Here is an 18,352-nt window from a genome sequence, read left to right on the forward strand (position 1 = left end):
GTTTTTTTGTTTAGAGACGTGTGAAAAACAAAAGTCAACCGAGTGATTTCCATTTCCTATTGTGAAGGAACTGTGTAGAATGAATAAGGTATGGATTAAGATAAGTGGATACATTTAGGAGGAATTATAGATGGCACGTATTTTATTAGCAGAGGACGAAGACGTATTACGGATGTTGGTCCTTGATACGTTAGAAGATGAAGGGTATACGATCGATGAAGCGACGGATGGCGACGAAGCCTACCAAAAAATCATGAGTCAGCATTATGATCTTGTATTACTTGATTACATGATGCCAGGGATGACAGGGATTGAAGTCATCGAAAAAGTACGACGTCACCCGGACAAACAACAATTAAAAATTATGATGCTGACGGCGAAGAGTCAACAATCGGATCGTGAACGCGCTGAAGAGATCGGGGCGAATTACTTTTTCTCAAAACCGTTCAGTCCGTTAGAGTTGATTGATGTCGTAGGAGGAATATTGAGTGATCATCAAGTGGATTAATCGAAAAATCGGACGCCAATTGATGGCTTCCTTTTATGTCGTTTTAGCTACGCTGATGATTTCTTCTTTGGCCGTCTACAACTATACGGACACAAGGTTACAAGATACCCGCGCGAAGCTTGAAGATATCAGGGATCGTAGCGCCCGGGCCGGTGCACTATGGGAAGAGTGGCAAGACCTTCAGTTTAATATGCGTGGTTATGCGTTAATGGGGGATGCCACCTTATATGAAAAAATCGCTGCGCAACAAACAGCGATTGATCGTCAAACACGGTGGTTCGAAAAAAATGCGATTTATGAGCAAGGAAAAGTCTATGCGACATCTTCACGCGAATTGTATAGCTATTACTTCGATTCGGTTTTGCCGCTTGTGCAGTCCTATGTAAAAGGTAAAAAAGATGGGGACGTCACAGAGACGTTTCTTCGCGGGACGACTTTAACGAATCTTCCATTAGGGAAAGAACTTGTTGCGGATGGAAAAATCTCATTAGATGACGCAGGCAATATCGATGTCCTCTCGGAAATCGATAAAAGTGAGCTGGCACTTGGAGGATACCGTGAATTTCTTGATGAGTGGGCAGAGAGAACGAGCCAACAGTTAGGACAAGAGATTCGAACGACACAACTGATTTGGTTGTCGAATATCATCGTCGTCATTGCTGTGTTGATTTTCTTTATCTACCCGTTCATTCGAAGAATCACCTCTGAACTGTTAGGACTCGTTAAAAATAGTCAGCGCCTTGCAAATGGAGAAGACATTTCGAACATTCAAGTCCCAAAACGAAAAGACGAAATCGGAATCCTAGCTTTGTCATTCAATCAAATGGCTAGTTCGATTTCAGAAAATAAACAACACTTACTCGCAAAAAACGAAGAACTGCAAGCGCAACAAGAAGAACTGCAAGCACAACAAGAAGAACTGCAAGCCCAACAGCAAGAACTAGAAGAAGCGTTAGAACTGACGATGCGAAATGAACAGCATCTTCAATACCGAAATGATTTAACAGAGACGCTTGCCGCTCGGGAAGCATTGACAGCTTATCCGGAAATCATCGAAAAACTTGTAGCGATTACAGGTTCAGAAATCGGTGCCCTCGTTTTCGTCGATGAGGGACAAAGTTATTCTGTCGTCACACATGGTATGACAGAACAATTGACGGACCAATTGCTTGGTAGCGATTTCTCATTGTTGAAGCGAGCAGATACTTTGAAAAAAGCAGTCCATTCGTCGAAACAAGTATCGAGTAATCACCCGTTGCCCTACCCGTACTATATGTATGAGACAGCAGTACCGATTTTAGATCCGTCATCGGATGAAGTGATTGCCTTCATCTATCTCGTTCGTTACCGCGACCAATTTACGAATGAACAAATGCGGGATGTCATGTCGTTCTCACGTCAATTGTCGCTCTCCCTATTACGGATGCGGTTATTTGATGAGATGAACAAAGAAAAAACGAAAACTGAACGTATTCTCGATTCGATCCGTGAAGCGGTGATTTACATTGAACCCGGTAAAGAAGAGGTCTTCGTCAATCAGCCATTGTATGATCTATTTCCGGAGTTGCGCTATGGAGCGAATGAAGAAGTCGAGACACTTGATTTCTGCCTAGAAGCAATTCATTCCATCGTCGATGACCAAGCGATATTTTCACAGTACGTTGAAGCCGTTCTAGAAGGAGATGTCCCGACAGAAAGTCTTCAATTCTCAATCCGACAACAAACGGTCTTTATTCAATTTTATGTCGAGTCGATTGAAATTCTTGGTGTCCACAAAGGGACGATGCTCGTCTTGCGTGACGTGACGAAAGAAACGGAAATGGATCGACTGAAGTCGGAGCTTGTTTCGACAGTTTCGCATGAATTACGGACTCCGTTATCGTCCATCTATGGATTTACGGAGTTGATGTTGAATCGAGATATCGACACGCCCCGTCAAGATAAGTATTTGCAGACGATTCACTCTGAGACAGAGCGCCTTGCCAATCTCGTCAATGATTTTCTTGACGTCCAACGGATGGAATCGGGGACACAGTCGTATAAAAAAGAGCCGCTTGATTTGCGCCTACTCCTTGAAGAGACGACACAATTTTATGCAGCATCGACGAAAAAACACACGATTTCTTTCCGAGCGATGAGTGAGGCACTTCCGCTCATAGAAGCAGATGAAGAAAAGATGAAACAGTTGATGAATAATCTACTGAACAATGCCGTCAAATATTCACCGTTCGGTGGAAACATTGATGTGACCCTGTCGATTGAAGAACAACATGTCTTGTTCGAGGTCCGTGATCAAGGGATTGGTATTCCAGCGTCAGCACTCAACCACTTATTCGAGAAGTTTTATCGTGTCGATAATTCAGATAGCCGTAAAATTGGCGGGACGGGACTGGGACTCGCGATCTGTAAAGAAATCGTCACGGGTCACGGCGGAGAAATTCAAGTCGAGTCCATCGAAAAACATGGAAGTACGTTCATCGTTAAACTTCCGTTACTAGTAGAACGTGTGACGATTTCTTGAATAAACGATATGTTACGAAAATAAACCTATATCTAGTAGAGAAAATCAGCTACCATGAAATAGGAACTAGAAAAAGGGGGAAATCATCATGCCAATCACTGCTTTTGTTCATACCCATGTTTTGCTGTGGGTGTTACTACTCGTTACGTTCTTTGTCGCCTTCTCAATGTACAAGAAGGGAAAACCTGCGGCTAAAGGAATCCACATGGCCTTTCGCCTCTTCTTGGTATTAACGTTCGCGACAGGATTGTATCTGTATATCAAAATCATGGGGATGTCTGAAAATCCGGACGGGTTATACCATGCAAAAATCACCGGTGGTTTATTGTCACTCATCTTGGGTGAATTGACATTAGTTCGATTGAAGAAAGGAAAATCGTATTCTGGATTCTTGCTCGGATTTGCGGTTCTCATACTCGTGACGATTTTCTTAGGGTACTCGTTACCATTCGGTATGGAGTTCTTCTGATTCACTGCCCGGTTAAGAGTCGACCATCATTGTGTTCCGGCACAGCGATGGTCGACTTTTTTATTTTGCGTGTTCCCGTCTCGATCGAGGAAAACATCGAAAAAAATGCTGTTATCTCCCGATAGCACTTTGTCTACAGTCTGAAGCAAAAGTTTAATGCGTTTTTTTTGTTTACAAGTTGTTGTTATTTGGGAAAAGGGATGTATTACGTGGTAGAGAGGGGAACGCTTGTGGCACAGTTGAAAGAATGGACAAAGGTTTTTCGGGCGAGAAAATGGATGAAGCGAGCGGAACCGGTTTTACCATTATGGCATGGATATATTGGGTATAAATATGGGTTGTTCGATGTCTTAGGTGCTGGTGCAACACAAGCAGAAGCGCAAATACGACTGAAGCAACCGCTCACAACAGAGGCGTTATCGCGTTGGTTCGAGGTTGGTCTGGCAGTCGGACACCTCAAAAAGAAAGATTTACGGTATACGGCAACACGGCACGTCCTTCCAGAACTTTCGAAAGCAGATGACCGTAGTATCGGCTTCATGTTATCAGAACTGATGGAACTTCATTTACCGGCTTTATTTTCTTATCCACAATTTTTAGAGGATGGTCAACAGAAGACCTTTAATGGAGAAGAGCATGGGGACATCGTTGCTGAGACGTCCGCACTTGTCGAAACGGTTGCATTTCCGGCAGTACGTCATATCATTCGAAATGAAAACGTTACGTCCTTACTTGATATCGGATGTGCGTACGGAGGATACTTACGAAAAATCCATGAAGCCTTACCGGAACTCCGTCTGGCTGGAATTGATATCGAAGAGTCTGTCATCGCTGAAGCGAAGCGACGCGATACGACAGGGGAAATTGATTTTGTTGTCGGAGATATTAAAACCTTTGAAGTAACGGAAACATACGATGGTGTCATGATGAACAACATTCTTTACTATTTCCCGAAGGAAGAGCGACTCCGTCTCCTCGAAGGTGTCCGTCGCTTCGTCAAGGACGATGGAACAGTTATTCTTGTCACACCACTTCGGGATAGTGAATACGGGGCGCCGTTCTCAGCTGCCTTTAACGCCTTCATGACGTTACACGAAAATCTATATCCGCTTCCTGGGAAAAAAGAATTGACTGAACAATTACATGCGGCCGGTTTCGAAAATGTATCGATCACACCATTTTTGAAAGAAGGAGCTTGGTATATCGTCACTGCAAACGCCACTTCCTAAGCGGAAGCTTGGCGTTTTTACAGTTTGAAGGCACTTTAGATTTGTGGGCATAGTATGTGATTAGTATAATAGTAAAAACAAGCAGAGAGAAAAAGGAGAGATTCGTGTGAAGCAGCGTGTAGCCGTTATTGGAGCAGGACCCGGAGGACTCGCCTGCGCCATGTTGTTAGCAGGGCGAGGAGTAGATGTGACTGTGTACGAGAAACAAGCAGTCGTAGGTGGACGGACATCACGTGTGCAAGTTGGTGATTATCAATTTGATCGAGGACCGACCTTCTTAAATATGCCCCATATTTTAGAAAATCTATTTACGAGCATCGGATTGAATTTACACGATTATTTGGAACTGAAGGCACTGGATCCGATGTATACACTCTATTTCAATGGAGGGAAGGATCAGTTCACGATGACGACGGACCGAGACCGGATGAAGCAAGCAATTGAAGACCAGTTCCCAGGTAATGGAGAAGGTTATGATCGCTTTATGGCGGAACAAGCATTGAAACTAGGGAAGTTGATGCCTATCCTCCAAACGAAGCATGATCGATTGACGGATTATTTATCGCCACGTGTGTTGACGGCGTTACCTCGGCTATCGTTAGGACGCTCGTTATATGACGTATTGTCGGATTACTTTACAAGTGAAGAATTAAAGTATTCGTTTACATTCCAAGCAAAATACCTTGGTATGTCAGCTTGGGAATGTCCAGGCGGCTTTTCAATTCTATCTTACATGGAACATGCTTACGGCGTTCATCATCCGATTGGCGGAATGAACCGCATCCCAGAAGCGATGAAACAAGCAATTGAGGACTTAGGCGGGAAAGTTCATCTGAATGCTGGAGTCGATCAATTGATTTTAGATGGAAAAGAAGCAACCGGTGTTATTCTAGAATCGGGAGAACATGTGTTATATGACGATGTAGTCGTAGGTGCGGATTTCGCTCATGCGATGAATCATCTCGTACCGGAAGGCGTTCTCAAAAAATGGTCCCGTCCGAAAATCGATCGTAAAAAATTCTCATGTTCGACATTCATGTTGTATTTAGGCGTCGATAAACGGTTTGACGCTCCGCATCATACGATTTATTTTGCGGAAGACTATGAAAAAAATGTCCGTGAGATGACACAGACTCTCGAACTTTCAGAAGACTTTTCGTTCTACGTCCAAAACCCGTCAATCATTGACACGACGCTTGCTCCTGAAGGCAAGTCATCTCTATATGTGCTCGTCCCAGTCCCGAATAACTACTCGGATCTTGATTGGGCAGTTGAAGGACCAAAGTTACGCCGGAAAGTCCTCGACGCACTAGAAGAGCGTTCTCCTTATAAAGGTGTGGAAGCTGCAATTGAAGTTGAAGAGATGTTCACACCTGACGATTGGGAAGCGATGGGGGTCCATCAAGGAGCAACTTTTAACTTAGGACATCAATTGACGCAGATGATGTATTTTAGACCACACAATCGGTTTGAAGAATTAGATCATGTCTATCTAGTTGGAGGCGGGACACACCCAGGTAGTGGTCTTCCGACGATTTTTGAGTCCGCTCGTATTACTGCAGATTTGTTGACGGGTGAAGTAGGTGTGACGAAATGAAGATTGGATTTGTAGGTGCGGGCGTCGGGACACTGCATGCGGCGCTCTTATTGACGAAACGCTATCCAGAGATTGATATTACAATCTACGAAAAGGAAGGGCGGGTCGGCGGTCGACTCGCTTCTGTCGACTTTGAGTCAGGCGGTCGGATTGATCAAGGACCGACGATTGTCTTGATGCCTGGAAAATTACAGGAACAATTAGCGGAAGCAGGACTCGATGGAGTCGAATTGTTACGAATCGATCCCCTGTACGATTTACATTTTGATGATGGGACGGTCGTGACGAAACTCGGAGATGTCGTCGATCAGGCAGTTGCGATTGAGCGACAGTTTGGAGAAGGCCGTGGCTTTTCTGAATTTATGCATCAAAAATCAAAGGATTATGACATCAGCGTATCGAAATTTTTAGAGCGGAGTTATTTCCGTAAATCTGAATTGTTACAGCCAGGCATGTTGAAACCATTAGTAAAGATGCATGCACTTGAGACAGCGCATGATCATTTGAAGCGCTATTTTAAAAATAAATACTTGCGAATGGCATACAGTTTTCCGACATTTTACATCGGTGGAAATCCTTACACGACTCCCTCGATTTACGGTTTGATTCCATATCGTGAGCAAGCAGAAGGTGTCTGGTACGTCAAGGGCGGCTATTTCTCTTTAGCTGAGCGCATGTATGAAGTATTGGTTGAACGCGGTGTTCGTTTTGAATTCAATCAGTCCGTCGAACGTGTCACGATTCAGGACGGGCAAGCGACAGGTATCGTGGTGGGTGATGCAGAATATCATTATGATAACGTTGTCTTAAACGGTGAGTTTCCATTGATGGAATACCTTGTCGAAGGGAAAAAACCGAAAGCTTATACGCCTTCTGGTGGAACATTACTCTTGTATTTTAAAATGCGAGGAAAAGTTAATCTGCCGGTTCATCGTTTTTTGATGCCGAATGACTTAGAACCGTTGATGAACTCGATTTTCCATCAAGATGAACTACCAGAACATCCGGCTGTCTATTTGTTTAATCCGAGCAAGGTTGACGATTCGCTAACGGATTGTGAGGATAGTGTCGTCTATGCGTTAGTTCCTTCTCCGCGGAATTTTAATCGGGAGAAGTTCGAACAACACGGTTTTATTGAAACCATCTTAACGAAAATTGAGAGTCATCATCCAGGATTCCGTGATCAAATCGAAGAAATGCAAATCCGAACACCACAAGACGCAAAAGAGTTTGGATTGTATGAAGGGGGAAGCTTTGGCATCGCACCGACCATTCGCCAATCAGCAGCCTTGAAAACGCAGGCACGCCCTTATCCTGATATTGAACGATTATATGCAGTAGGTGCATCCGTCCATCCATGTGGAGGCGTTCCGATCGTCATGATGGGAGCGACATTACTTGTCAATCGTATGGAACAAGAGATGAGGTGGAAAAATGAATACAGTGACGCAGGCATACGCAACGTGTGAAGAAACGATTCAGAACGGATCAAAAACCTTTTATAAAGCATTTTCGTTATTACCAAAACAAGATCGATTAGCCGTTTATGCCATTTATACATTCTGTCGTTTTTTAGATGATGCCGTTGATGAATCCGACACACCTAAAGAAAGTTTGGAAGCCTTTTTAGAAGAATTTCGTTTATTCCGTGCAGGACACCCTATAAAAAAGCCACTTTGGATTGCACTAGCTGATGTTTTTGAACGGTATGAGATGGATGAGATGCCCTTCCTGGAGCTGGCGGAAGGAATGCGTTGGGACATCGAAAAAAATCGCTATCAGTCACTTGAAGAAACAGAACAATACAGTTATTATGTTGCGAGTACGGTCGGCTTGATGCTGCTGCCGATTTTAGCACCGGGTCAACCGGAACTCCGTCAATCTGCGATCGAGTTAGGCATCGCGATGCAATTAACGAATATTTTACGGGACGTCGGTGAAGATGCAAAGCGTGGCCGAATCTATTTGCCGAAAGAATGGATGGATGAATACGACGTCACGCCACATTCCTTGCTCGCAGGAACGCCGTCTGGGGACTTCGTAGGTCTTTGGGAGGCATTAGCTCTACGCGCAGAGCATCTCTATGATGCAGCAAGTCCTTCGTTCGAGCGTTACCCAAAAGAAAGCCGACGGGCCTTAAAAGTGGCAGCATTGCTTTATCGTGGTATTTTGGATGCGGCACGCGATAACCAATATGATGTTTTTACGAAGCGGGCGTACGTGAGCCGCTGGCAAAAGATGAAGTTACTCGCAACGATTTAAAAGTCCATAAAAAAAAGACCTTGGCGGGGACCAAGGTCTTTTTTTATGTTTCGTCTAGACCGGGGAGTCTAAGACGTTTCTGAGCGATTTTTGAAACAGTTGAGCAGTTGCTAACAAGACAGGTCAACAATTCACGGGGATGAACTGTATTTCAACGAGCTGCCTGTGAACCAATCAGGATGAGACGATCTAAGGGGGAACGTCGTAAATCATGCTGACCGTTCAAACGTAGAACTACTTCGTTTAAGTGGGTCTTAAACGATGAATCAAATAACCGCTGCATGTGTGTTAAGTTCCTAAACGCTCTTGACTCGGGGAAGTCACCTTGCGCTTGATTGAGGATGTGGGGTCAATCACTACCTCTTGAACTCGAAGTAATCGTATCAAATCTTAGTTGTCCGTACAAGTAATCGATTTGCAATTCACATAACGTTCACAGGGATTGGGCAACACTTGACACGATTCGTTCACTTGCCAGTTTTCCTGAAAGCGTCACCATTGGACTACCGCCACCAGGATGGGTCGATCCTCCCGCGAAAAACAAATTGTGAACATTTTTTGAACGGTTGCTTGGGCGCATGAACGCATTGCGTGTACCATTTGAAGATAGTCCATAAAGAGACCCATGATACGCAGAAAATTTTTGTTCGATATCGGTCGGTGTGATGCGTTGTTCGAAGACGACGTCCGATTCGATATCGATTCCGAACTGTTTCAGCCGTTGATTAATCAACTGATCATACGTGTCGAAGTCGATGACGTTGCCTTCATTCGTCGCGGGTGCGTTGACAAGTATAAAGAGGTTGTCCCCAGCTTCGCCCATCTCAGGTGCCGTAACGGAAGAATTTGAAATGTAGATAGTCGGTTCTTCCGCGTAACGGTGTTCTTCAAAAAGGGCACGAAATTCTGCTTCATAATCCGATGAGAAGAAGACGTTATGATGGGCAAGCCCTTCAATCCGTCGCGTGAGCCCGATACAGCGAACATAGGCCGAAATCGAAGGTTCCATTTGACTAGGTGTCGGGTTTTTAAAATCGGGTCGAATCGTTTCCGAAACGAGACGCGGGTATTGCGTCAATAGATCACCATTCATCACGACGAAGTCGACAGGTAAGTAATCGACATGATTCAGTTCGATTTCTGTCGCAAGTCCATCCGTAACTTCGATTTGTGTGACTTCCTCGCCTAAGCGGAAAACGACGCCCATCTCTTGCGCCCGGCGTGCGAAACCTTCTGCGATTGCCGTATTTCCGCCACGAGTAAAGTAGACGCCGTCATTCAGTTCGAGATGAGCGATTAAAGCAAATGTCGCGGGCGCCTGAAAAGGACTACTACCAATATACGTCGCGTAACGATCGAGTGCCTGAATCAGTTGAGGATCCTTGAAATAGCTCTTATGCAGCGAATGAATCGTTTTGAACGGGTGAACTTTGACCATATCTCGTAGTAAAGAGAAATTGAAATATGAATCGATATTGATAAAAAATTGCTGTTTGGCGATTCGGAATAATTCGGCGGCCTCTTCTTGATAGCCTGTGATATCATTTTTTGCTAATTGTCCGTTCGTAAAACGGTCGATTTCCGTCCGCATTGCTTCCCGGCCATGTGTAAAAGTTAAGGTCCGCCCGTCAGGAAAGTGATTGGCGGTATGGCGTGCTAATTTTTCGAACTGGAAGTAATCATCGGGATCTGCTCCCGACTCCCGAATGACAGATTGAAAGACTTCAGGCATCGTGATGGTATTTGGACCGAAATCAAACCGGTGTCCTTCCGTGATCAGCGGCATCAATTTTCCACCAATATGATCATTTCGTTCAACGACAGTAACTTTAAATCCTTTTGAAGCGAGTGAAATAGCGGCACTTAAGCCACCTAAACCGGCTCCGATGATAGCGACATGTTTCATAATGAACAATTCCTCCTTAAGAATAGATCCGACCTTTCCAAGTGATTTCCCGTTTCCGAGCTCTTCGAATCATCGCCGTTGCAAGTAAGAGGACATAAAGACCGGTTGCGAAGGGGTGCAACCACCAAACGTGGCGAATCCGCGCCATCCGATCAATCCTGTATCGTGCGAGCAACAACAGAGCAAGTCCACCAATCGTCTCCCAAGACGGAAAGAGGAGGGCAGCTGGTAATAAAGAAAACTGTACGAGATAGAACAACAAGAAGTAACTGCCGATGAAGTAGGAGTCGTTCATTCCCCGAAAGACATTTTTGAGAAATCCCTGCCAGACTTCACCGTTCGTAGCATACATGTCACAACTGACATAAGGGGCGACGTGAACGAGTGTCGTCGTATGACCGTGTTGCTTAAACGTCCGACAGAGCTCTAAATCATCGACGAGTGCCGTTTGAATCGCTTGATGTCCCCCGACGTGTAAATACGTTTCACGTTCAACGAGTACGACCATCCCGTTCGCAGCGGCAAAAGCAGGGTGCTTTACCTTGCGAAAGGCAAGCGGGAGATGTTGCGAAATTAAGACGTGTTGCATCGGAATCAAACACTTGCCTAAAAACGTCGGTACAGGAAAAGACGGAAAACCAGATAAAAAGCTAGCATTTTCCTGTCGCATCGTCGCATATAGTCGAGGAATCGTATCCGGCATCAATGTAATGTCTGCATCAAGAAATAACAGATAGTCTTCCTTTGCGACAAGTGATAATTGATGGCAGGCATGAACCTTTCCTGCCCAATCTGAGGGGAGTTCGATTCCGTCAATGATTGTAAAGCGGTCATCCTGATGTGTCTGTTGCAACAGTAGGTTACGTGTCTCATCCGTTGAGCGATCTTCATAAAGATAGACATGCATATTCGGTCCGAGTGCGCGTTTGAGCGAATCAAGCAACTTCACGACATTTCGTTCCTCGTTCCGCAGGGGGATACAAATTGCGAGACTCGGTGGAGAAACGGGTGCAGCAAGTTTAGGGAGAAACATCAAGTTAATGAACGTATAGAGGCAGACAAGGAGCGAGAAAATGAATAAAATCATGCTCATCGCCGAACCGCCTTTAGCCAACGCTCCGTTTTAACAGGAAGCGGGTCTGTTCGCTGCGTCAACACTTGATAAGCCTCGACATTCTCTGACATTGCATCAAATCGGACATCATCATATAAGCGAGTCATTGCTGCTGTTAGAAATTCAGTTTGGTTTGAAGTACGATTAGGTGGTATATCGATTTGGCGTGTTCGGATGTAGACATCCGGTTGTTGTTCATGACTGAACGAATAATAAAATGAAAAAATGGAGACAGACCGGGCTGCTTTAGCAAGGTAAGTCGCGCCGCTCGCGAGTTGAAGCGGTCGTTCTTCTTGATGGCGTTCTTCGCCTTGCGGGAACATCCAAACACTGCTGCCTTCCTGCAAGCGTTCCTTTGCGTAGTTGAGGCTCATCTTTACATCCTTTAAGGAGTCCCGGTCGATGGAAAAGGCACCGAGTCGTGAAAAGAAAGGGAAGCGTTTTAAGCCATGTTCATCAATCATGACGTACGGGTTTTGATGGAGTACGGATTGATCGAGATGAAATAAGATCATCCCGTCCCACCATGAACCATGTGTCGCAAGCATCAAACCGGGTACCGGTAAATCATCAGGGCGATACAATATTCGATGGAACTGTTTGCGGATGAGCCGCTCTTTCAAGTACAGATGAAAGGCTTGTTCAGCTAATTTGTTTTTTTGCGCCTTTTGCATGTAGTGCTCCTCCTTTCGTCAGCCAGTAGACAAGCAATGCTAGGCTACTGATTATCGTCACACCATAAAGGCCTGCAACACCAGCAGTCAGTCCAAATAAACCATGAAGCATCAAAAATAAGTACTGGTTGTTTCGTTCGAGCTCGGTGAACGTTGGCTTTTGTTCAAATCGTGCCATCAAAAGAGCGAAGACAAGTGCTGTTCCGTACCAACCGATAAAGTTTTGTGTTGGGATATCATAGTACAGACCCCCATCTTGCCAAAGCCAATATGATTTGACGTTCGCTGAGACCGGATCAATGGCCAAATCGAGCCAAACAGCAAACAAGGGGACAAGGATCAGAGTGTTGTAACGAAACGGAAAACGCTTCGAGAATGCAAGACTGGCCCCCATGACGGACAACCAAGCTGCACCAATCGTGATTGGAACACCGAGTAACTGAACACCGAAGTCCGATTCATACCGATAGGTCCCGAATGGCCATCCGGTGTGGACACCAATTGATTCGATTAAAATGGACCCAAAGAAAATAAAAGGAATAATGAAGCGTCCTTTCGGTAAGACATCCCATAAGTAACAAGCGGCGTACAGACCAGAAGCGAATAAAAAAACGGCATTCGCCCATTCGAGCCAAGGGGGTAATAATGAAAATCCGACTAAAATGAGCCCGATGACGAACCAAACTGTAAAGAATAACCAAAGGCGGCGTTGAAATATGGCCATGACGCATGTAAACCTCCATTCATTAGCATGATGTCACTAGTATACCCATATCCATCTGACTCGAGCGAGCATGGAGGGGCAGATCAAAAAACAGACCGTCAAAAGACGGTCTGTTCAGACTGTAGACAAAGTGCTATCAGGAGAAAAAGCGTCTTTATTCGTTGCTTTCCTCGGGCGAGGCGCAAGCCGTTGCTCCTTGGTCCTATCGGACAATGAGCAGGGTCTTGCCTGCCTCTGCAAGTGCGTTAAAAACGCACTTTTTCCCGTAGGAGTCAACGAAACATGACGCTTTTTAGGTAAGATCGTGACGGAAAGCCGGGCATGGAGACGTTTTAGAGCGCAATCCTTCTCGAATCGCTTTTAAAGCGAAAAGCAATCGGTCGCGACCCTGCAGCTTTGCTGTAGCGGCGCGGAAGATTGCCGCTTTGAAGACGAGGCGAGAGAGGGAAGCGCGAACGGATTTCATCTCGATACCGTATGTTTACACTTTTTAATAGTTTGTCTACACGCTGAACAGACCGTCAAAAGACGGTCTGTTCAGCAGTAAAGCGTTTAATGTTGCTTTTGTTTTTTTCGTTTGACGAATGAAAAGAGTAAAAAGGCAATATAAAGGGGGACGGCGATAAACCAAAACGTCGACCATTCGTTACTCCGAGCAATCATGACATACGTGACATAAAGTAACGTGAACGTGATGACGAATGTATGGCGCGGCACTGGAATATCTTTGAAACTCGGAATCTTGACGCGACTGACCATCAAGAAGGCAAGTCCCGTAAAGGCGAGCGGAACCATTAAATCATTCATTCGTCCACTAAACAGCGTGACAACAGCTAAAATCCCACCTGCTGCTGTAATCGGTACACCTGAGAAGTAGGTGGACGCGACATTTGTTGCTGAAAGGTTGAATCGTGCCAAGCGAAATGCTCCGAATAAAGGGAACAAAGCGGCAACGAGTAAGCCGATTTCACCAAAGTCATAAAAATAAGTGTAATATGCCATCATTGCGGGAGCGACACCGAATGTGACGACATCGGCGAGCGAATCAAGTTCTTTCCCGAAATCGCCAGCGACACCAAGCATCCGGGCAATCCGACCATCTAAACTGTCCAACATCATGGCGATGACAATCAACAGTGTGGCATTTTGAAAATCTCCCCGCGCCGCCATGACGATTGCGAGAAAACCACAATATAAATTCCCGAATGTAAAGAGATTCGGGATTGAGTTACGAACACGTTCTTTCCACAAAATGATTCCTCCTGCCACTTCTTCGATACTACTCATCATATCATATCTAGCTGTTCGTATCAGCGGTTTCGATAGAGAATCCCACTAGTAAATTCCAATAAATCATCCGGAGACAATTTGATTTGCTGTCCCCGTTTACCGGCTGAGATGATGATGTAGGGTTGGTCGACGGCGCGGTCAGATAAGAAGACGGGAAAAGCCTTCTTCGCTCCGACCGGAGAAACGCCACCGCGGACGTAACCCGTCAGGCTTTCTAACACCTTCATCGGAACTAAGGACACTTTCTTCGCACTAGATGCCCGAGCGACGGCCTTCAAGTTAACCTCTTCCTCGCCAGAGATGACAGCGAACAAGTAGTTTTTTTGATCGTCCTCTAAAACTAATGTTTTAAAAACCGATGAAAGCGGGAATTTAATTTTTTCAGAGACGGCTTGAGCGGACAAATCGCTCAAGTCGACCGGATAAGAAATAGATTCAAAGGAAACGTTAGACTGCTTCAGTAGCCTTTCTGCGTTCGTTTTGCTCATGAGATTCTCCTTTAGTGAGGGAATATTGAACCCACTTACGACCGTTCCAGCGTTTCAGTGCAAAGATACCACGGAACCATTCGTCGGCTGAGAAGGCAATCCAAATACCGAGAAGTCCGAGACCGAACTGAAGTCCGAGTACATAACTGACAACGACAGCGATTCCCCACATCGATAGGACACCGATTGTGACCGGGAAGCGGACGTCTCCTGCTGATTTCAACGTTCCCATCAAGACGATATTTAGCGCGCGTCCTGGTTCTAGGATGACACTTGCCCAGAGTAACGGAATACCGATGGCAATGATTTCAGGGCTCGATGTAAAGAGTGACATGATGGATGTCCCGAATGCTGCGATTGCGACGGCTGATACGAAACTTGCGAAGACAGCGATTTTTAATGTCTTGACGCCACGTGCATGGGCTTGTTCAAATTGTTGTGCCCCGACTTGGCGGGCGACTAATAATTGTGTCCCTTGGGCAATTGCGAGACTGAACAAGAAACAAAGCATCGTGATGTTTGAGACGTAAACGCGGGCTGACAGGGCAGCTTCACCAATCGTTGCGATGAACCCAGTGATGATGAGTTGTGAAAACTGATAAGAAATTCCTTCTCCTGCTGACGGAATCCCGATGTTCATGATGCTCTTAATGTCTTGACGGTTGATTTGAATTAAATCTTTTAAACGAAAACGTAGTGATAATTTACGGTAAACGACAAAGAATAACAGTGTGACGGCAAAAGCACGTGCGATGACAATCGACCACGCAACACCTGCGACGCCGAGTACCGGAATACCGAACAGACCGAGTACGGCGATGACGTTACCGAATGCACTGACGAAGTTCATCAAAAGAGTGACGTACATGGCATTTTTTGTGAAACCATGGCTCCGAAGAATTGCTCCGAGTGTTAACGAGATAGCTTCTAAAAATAGGAATAAGCCAACAATCTTTATGAATGTTTCGCCGTAAACTAATGTTTGTCCTTCTAATGAGAAGAAACCTAATAATTGTTTCCCGGTTAGAGCGACGAGTACAGATATGATTAATCCGATGTAAAGATTAATCGAGAAAGCAGAGCGGGCGGTTTGACGTGCATCTTGGACACGTTTTGCACCTAGGTACTGACCGATGATGATCGTCGCTCCGACGGATGTGATATTAAATAAAATAATGAAGATGTTCAAAACCTGGTTCGAGACACCGACCGCGGCAGCTGCACTGTCAGAGTAGTAACTTAAGATTAATGTCGCGATGATCCCTAAACTCATATGCAATGCGATTTCGATGAATAATGGCCAAGTGATTTGGAATAATGTTGGTTGTTTCACAGTTTTCATAAAATTAAATTCCCCTTTTAAGTCCTTAAAACGTTTTGTCTTACTGTATCTTTTGGAAACTATACGCCTTCGATTTTCATAATGAAAGTGAAAAACAAAGCTTTCATAAAAAAAACAGGGATTTAAAAGGATTTTCATAAAACATCACGAATACATCATAATGAATCGTTATTCACTTTTGAAAGGTAGGGGAATGTGATGAATTCTGAAGTAGAGTACACGGTAGCATCGAGCGTAGCAACGGTGACGTTAGCTCGTCCGGAACGATTAAATGCCTTAACATCAACACTTTTAAATGAATTAGCAGATTCAATCGAGGAAGCCAATCAAGATGAAGCAGTCCGCGTCATCGTATTGACTGGAAAAGGACGCGGCTTTTGTGCCGGTCAAGATTTAAAGACGGTCTCACCAGAAATGGACCATGGCGATTATTTGAAAAGCTATTATCATCCCGTTGTCCGTGCATTAGCCGGTTCTAAGAAACCGATCATCGCAGCAATCAATGGTGTGGCAGCAGGAGCAGGACTGTCGTTGACACTCGCATGTGACTTCCGGATTGTTCAGGAGGATGCAAAATTGTCACTTGGCTTCATTAACATCGGTCTCGTCCCGGATGCTGGAGCACCATACTTCTTACCACGCTTGATTGGTTCAGCGAAAGCACTTGAATTAGCGCTGCTTGGTGATACGATCACAGGCAAGCAAGCAGTCGAGTTTCAACTTGTGACAAAAGCGGTCGCAGCTGACCGGTTTGAAGAGGAAGTAATGGATTTTGCTCAGCAGCTCGCAGCGCGACCGACAAAAGTGATTGCGTACATTAAACAACTTCAATCAGCAAGTTTCGAGTCGACGCTCGATGATATGTTGGCACAAGAAATCATCTACCAATCACGTGCCGGTAAAACGGAAGACCATCAACGTGCGGTTCAAGCATTTCTTGAAAAAAAACCGCCTGTTTTTACCGGACGTTAAAACGACTTATTTTAATATCAGTGAAACAAGCAGGACCACTTCCATTGTAATCGGAAATGGTCCTGCTTGTTTTAGCGCATTTTTTGTTTGATTTTTTGGGCCGTAGCATGTGTTTGATCAGTTAACCTACTCGAGAGACGAAATAGTACAATACCAAGAAAAGCGGAGACGAAAATATATAACCCCGTCAGCGTGATGAAGGCGCCGCTAGCGAGTGTAATAAAAAGAATCGAAAATTCTCCGCGTGGTCCTAAGCAAAAACCGGATTCGATGGCATGATAGTTTGATAGTCCGAATGAACGACCACCGAAGAATCCGACTAAAAATTTAGATAACAATCCCCAGATGACGAGTGCCAAAAAGAACCAGTCTAAAGGCAGTCCTTCCGTCAATTCAAACGACATCCCGAATGCAATGAAAAAGAGAGGGAGCAGTAAATCTTGAAAAGGTGTGACGAGCCGCTTCAAGTAGCGGGTTTCCTTTAGTTCCGTCAACAAAATCCCGACGATGAAAGCACCGAGTACCTCTGATAAACCGAACATGATACCGACACCTGAAAAAGTTAAAATCAAGCCGATGATTCCAATTCCGGCGTCAGGATGCCGGTACAAGGAACCAATGATCCGTTCTTTTCTGCGAATAAAGACGGTTAATAAGATTAAAGCACTGAACAGAAAGAGAAAACCAGCGAAAATGGACCCTACTTTGGCAAATGTGAACGGTTCGGTACCAAGTATAAACGGTGCCGTCGTCAAAAGAAGCGGGGCAATCAAATCTTCAAAAATAAGTAACGATAAGACAAAGCGATTAACGTCCTTGTGTTTGTCTGGCTCACGATCAAGCAAACGGGCAGAAATCGAAGAACTCGTCGCATATAAAACGCAGCCGATTAAAAAGGCTTCAGGAATGGAGAAGCCAAAAGCAAGCGTCAGGAGGAATGTTCCACCAAAGGATAACGCAACATCAATTAATCCGGCTTTCCAGACAAGGCGCAATTGACTGAGTAAATCAGCAATTGAAAATTTAAGTCCCAGCAAAAAAAATAGAACGATGATTCCCGCTTCACCGCCTAACTTCAATTCTTTAGGCGCATCGTAATAAAGCCCGATGGCAATCCCAATTAAAATGAAAGCAAGGATACTCGGAAGGTGGAAACGTTCACTCAAATAACTGATTGCAAATAAGCCGATGAGAATAAGACCGGCATAAAAAAATAATTCCATAGCGAGCACGTCCTCCTTTTATGTTTTCCTTTA

The 18,352-nt window shown here is 44.8% G+C and carries 16 protein-coding genes; 8 read left to right on the plus strand and 8 right to left on the minus strand.

What is annotated here, in order from left to right:
• Positions 1 to 130 precede the first annotated feature (130 nt).
• The 7 genes from P403_RS0111980 to P403_RS0112010 all read left to right on the plus strand — a co-directional run bounded on the left by P403_RS0111980 (position 131) and on the right by P403_RS0112010 (position 8,586).
• Positions 131 to 508 carry a response regulator gene (locus tag P403_RS0111980; protein ID WP_029332854.1) on the plus strand — a complete coding sequence of 126 codons (378 nt, stop codon included), beginning with the start codon at positions 131 to 133 and terminating at the stop codon, positions 506 to 508.
• A complete protein-coding gene (locus tag P403_RS0111985) occupies positions 489 to 3,029 on the plus strand; it encodes a HAMP domain-containing sensor histidine kinase (RefSeq protein WP_029332855.1) in 2,541 nt (846 codons plus the stop codon). Before P403_RS0111980 ends, P403_RS0111985 begins: the two co-directional genes overlap by 20 nt.
• An 88-nt stretch (positions 3,030 to 3,117) precedes the next feature.
• The gene (locus P403_RS0111990) at positions 3,118 to 3,498 is read left to right on the plus strand and encodes a DUF1516 family protein (RefSeq protein ID WP_029332856.1); all 381 of its coding nucleotides are present in this window, start codon (positions 3,118 to 3,120) and stop codon (positions 3,496 to 3,498) included.
• 230 nt (positions 3,499 to 3,728) lie between these two features.
• On the plus strand, positions 3,729 to 4,727 hold the full coding sequence (locus P403_RS0111995; protein ID WP_029332857.1) for a class I SAM-dependent methyltransferase: 999 nt from the start codon (positions 3,729 to 3,731) through the stop codon (positions 4,725 to 4,727).
• Between the two features lie 106 nt (positions 4,728 to 4,833).
• Complete coding sequence (locus tag P403_RS0112000; RefSeq protein WP_029332858.1) at positions 4,834 to 6,324, plus strand: phytoene desaturase family protein; 1,491 nt, start codon at positions 4,834 to 4,836, stop codon at positions 6,322 to 6,324.
• Positions 6,321 to 7,793: a phytoene desaturase family protein gene (locus P403_RS0112005; RefSeq protein WP_029332859.1), complete on the plus strand. Its 1,473-nt coding sequence runs from the start codon at positions 6,321 to 6,323 to the stop codon at positions 7,791 to 7,793. The genes P403_RS0112000 and P403_RS0112005 overlap by 4 nt, the downstream gene beginning before the upstream one ends.
• Complete coding sequence (locus P403_RS0112010; RefSeq protein ID WP_029332860.1) at positions 7,759 to 8,586, plus strand: phytoene/squalene synthase family protein; 828 nt, start codon at positions 7,759 to 7,761, stop codon at positions 8,584 to 8,586. Before P403_RS0112005 ends, P403_RS0112010 begins: the two co-directional genes overlap by 35 nt.
• A 433-nt stretch (positions 8,587 to 9,019) precedes the next feature.
• Here P403_RS0112010 and P403_RS0112015 read toward each other — a convergent pair whose 3' ends face one another.
• From P403_RS0112015 to P403_RS0112045, 7 genes are all read right to left on the minus strand, one after another.
• A complete protein-coding gene (locus P403_RS0112015) occupies positions 9,020 to 10,492 on the minus strand; it encodes a phytoene desaturase family protein (RefSeq protein ID WP_029332861.1) in 1,473 nt (490 codons plus the stop codon).
• Between the two features lie 16 nt (positions 10,493 to 10,508).
• The gene (locus P403_RS0112020) at positions 10,509 to 11,585 is read right to left on the minus strand and encodes a glycosyltransferase family 2 protein (protein ID WP_029332862.1); all 1,077 of its coding nucleotides are present in this window, start codon (positions 11,583 to 11,585) and stop codon (positions 10,509 to 10,511) included.
• On the minus strand, positions 11,582 to 12,280 hold the full coding sequence (locus P403_RS0112025) for a lysophospholipid acyltransferase family protein (RefSeq protein WP_029332863.1): 699 nt from the start codon (positions 12,278 to 12,280) through the stop codon (positions 11,582 to 11,584). The genes P403_RS0112020 and P403_RS0112025 overlap by 4 nt, the downstream gene beginning before the upstream one ends.
• Positions 12,249 to 13,004 (minus strand): carotenoid biosynthesis protein, encoded by a 756-nt coding sequence (locus tag P403_RS0112030; protein ID WP_029332864.1) that lies wholly within the window; start codon positions 13,002 to 13,004, stop codon positions 12,249 to 12,251. Before P403_RS0112030 ends, P403_RS0112025 begins: the two co-directional genes overlap by 32 nt.
• A gap of 552 nt (positions 13,005 to 13,556) precedes the next feature.
• Positions 13,557 to 14,294: a CDP-diacylglycerol--serine O-phosphatidyltransferase gene (gene pssA / locus P403_RS0112035; protein WP_200872399.1), complete on the minus strand. Its 738-nt coding sequence runs from the start codon at positions 14,292 to 14,294 to the stop codon at positions 13,557 to 13,559.
• Between the two features lie 20 nt (positions 14,295 to 14,314).
• Positions 14,315 to 14,782 carry a Cys-tRNA(Pro) deacylase gene (gene ybaK / locus P403_RS0112040; protein ID WP_029332866.1) on the minus strand — a complete coding sequence of 156 codons (468 nt, stop codon included), beginning with the start codon at positions 14,780 to 14,782 and terminating at the stop codon, positions 14,315 to 14,317.
• A complete protein-coding gene (locus P403_RS0112045; RefSeq protein ID WP_029332867.1) occupies positions 14,742 to 16,124 on the minus strand; it encodes an MATE family efflux transporter in 1,383 nt (460 codons plus the stop codon). Before P403_RS0112045 ends, ybaK begins: the two co-directional genes overlap by 41 nt.
• A gap of 198 nt (positions 16,125 to 16,322) precedes the next feature.
• On the opposite strand from P403_RS0112045, the gene P403_RS0112050 reads away from it, so the two are divergent.
• Entirely contained in the window at positions 16,323 to 17,096 is a 774-nt protein-coding gene (locus P403_RS0112050) for an enoyl-CoA hydratase/isomerase family protein (protein WP_029332868.1), read from the plus strand.
• Between the two features lie 71 nt (positions 17,097 to 17,167).
• On the opposite strand, the gene P403_RS0112055 is transcribed toward P403_RS0112050, so the two are convergent.
• Complete coding sequence (locus P403_RS0112055) at positions 17,168 to 18,319, minus strand: cation:proton antiporter (RefSeq protein WP_029332869.1); 1,152 nt, start codon at positions 18,317 to 18,319, stop codon at positions 17,168 to 17,170.
• Between the last annotated feature and the right edge of the window lie 33 nt (positions 18,320 to 18,352).

The sequence above is a fragment of the Exiguobacterium oxidotolerans JCM 12280 genome, from assembly GCF_000702625.1.
Classification (GTDB): Bacteria; Bacillota; Bacilli; order Exiguobacteriales; family Exiguobacteriaceae; genus Exiguobacterium_A; species Exiguobacterium_A oxidotolerans.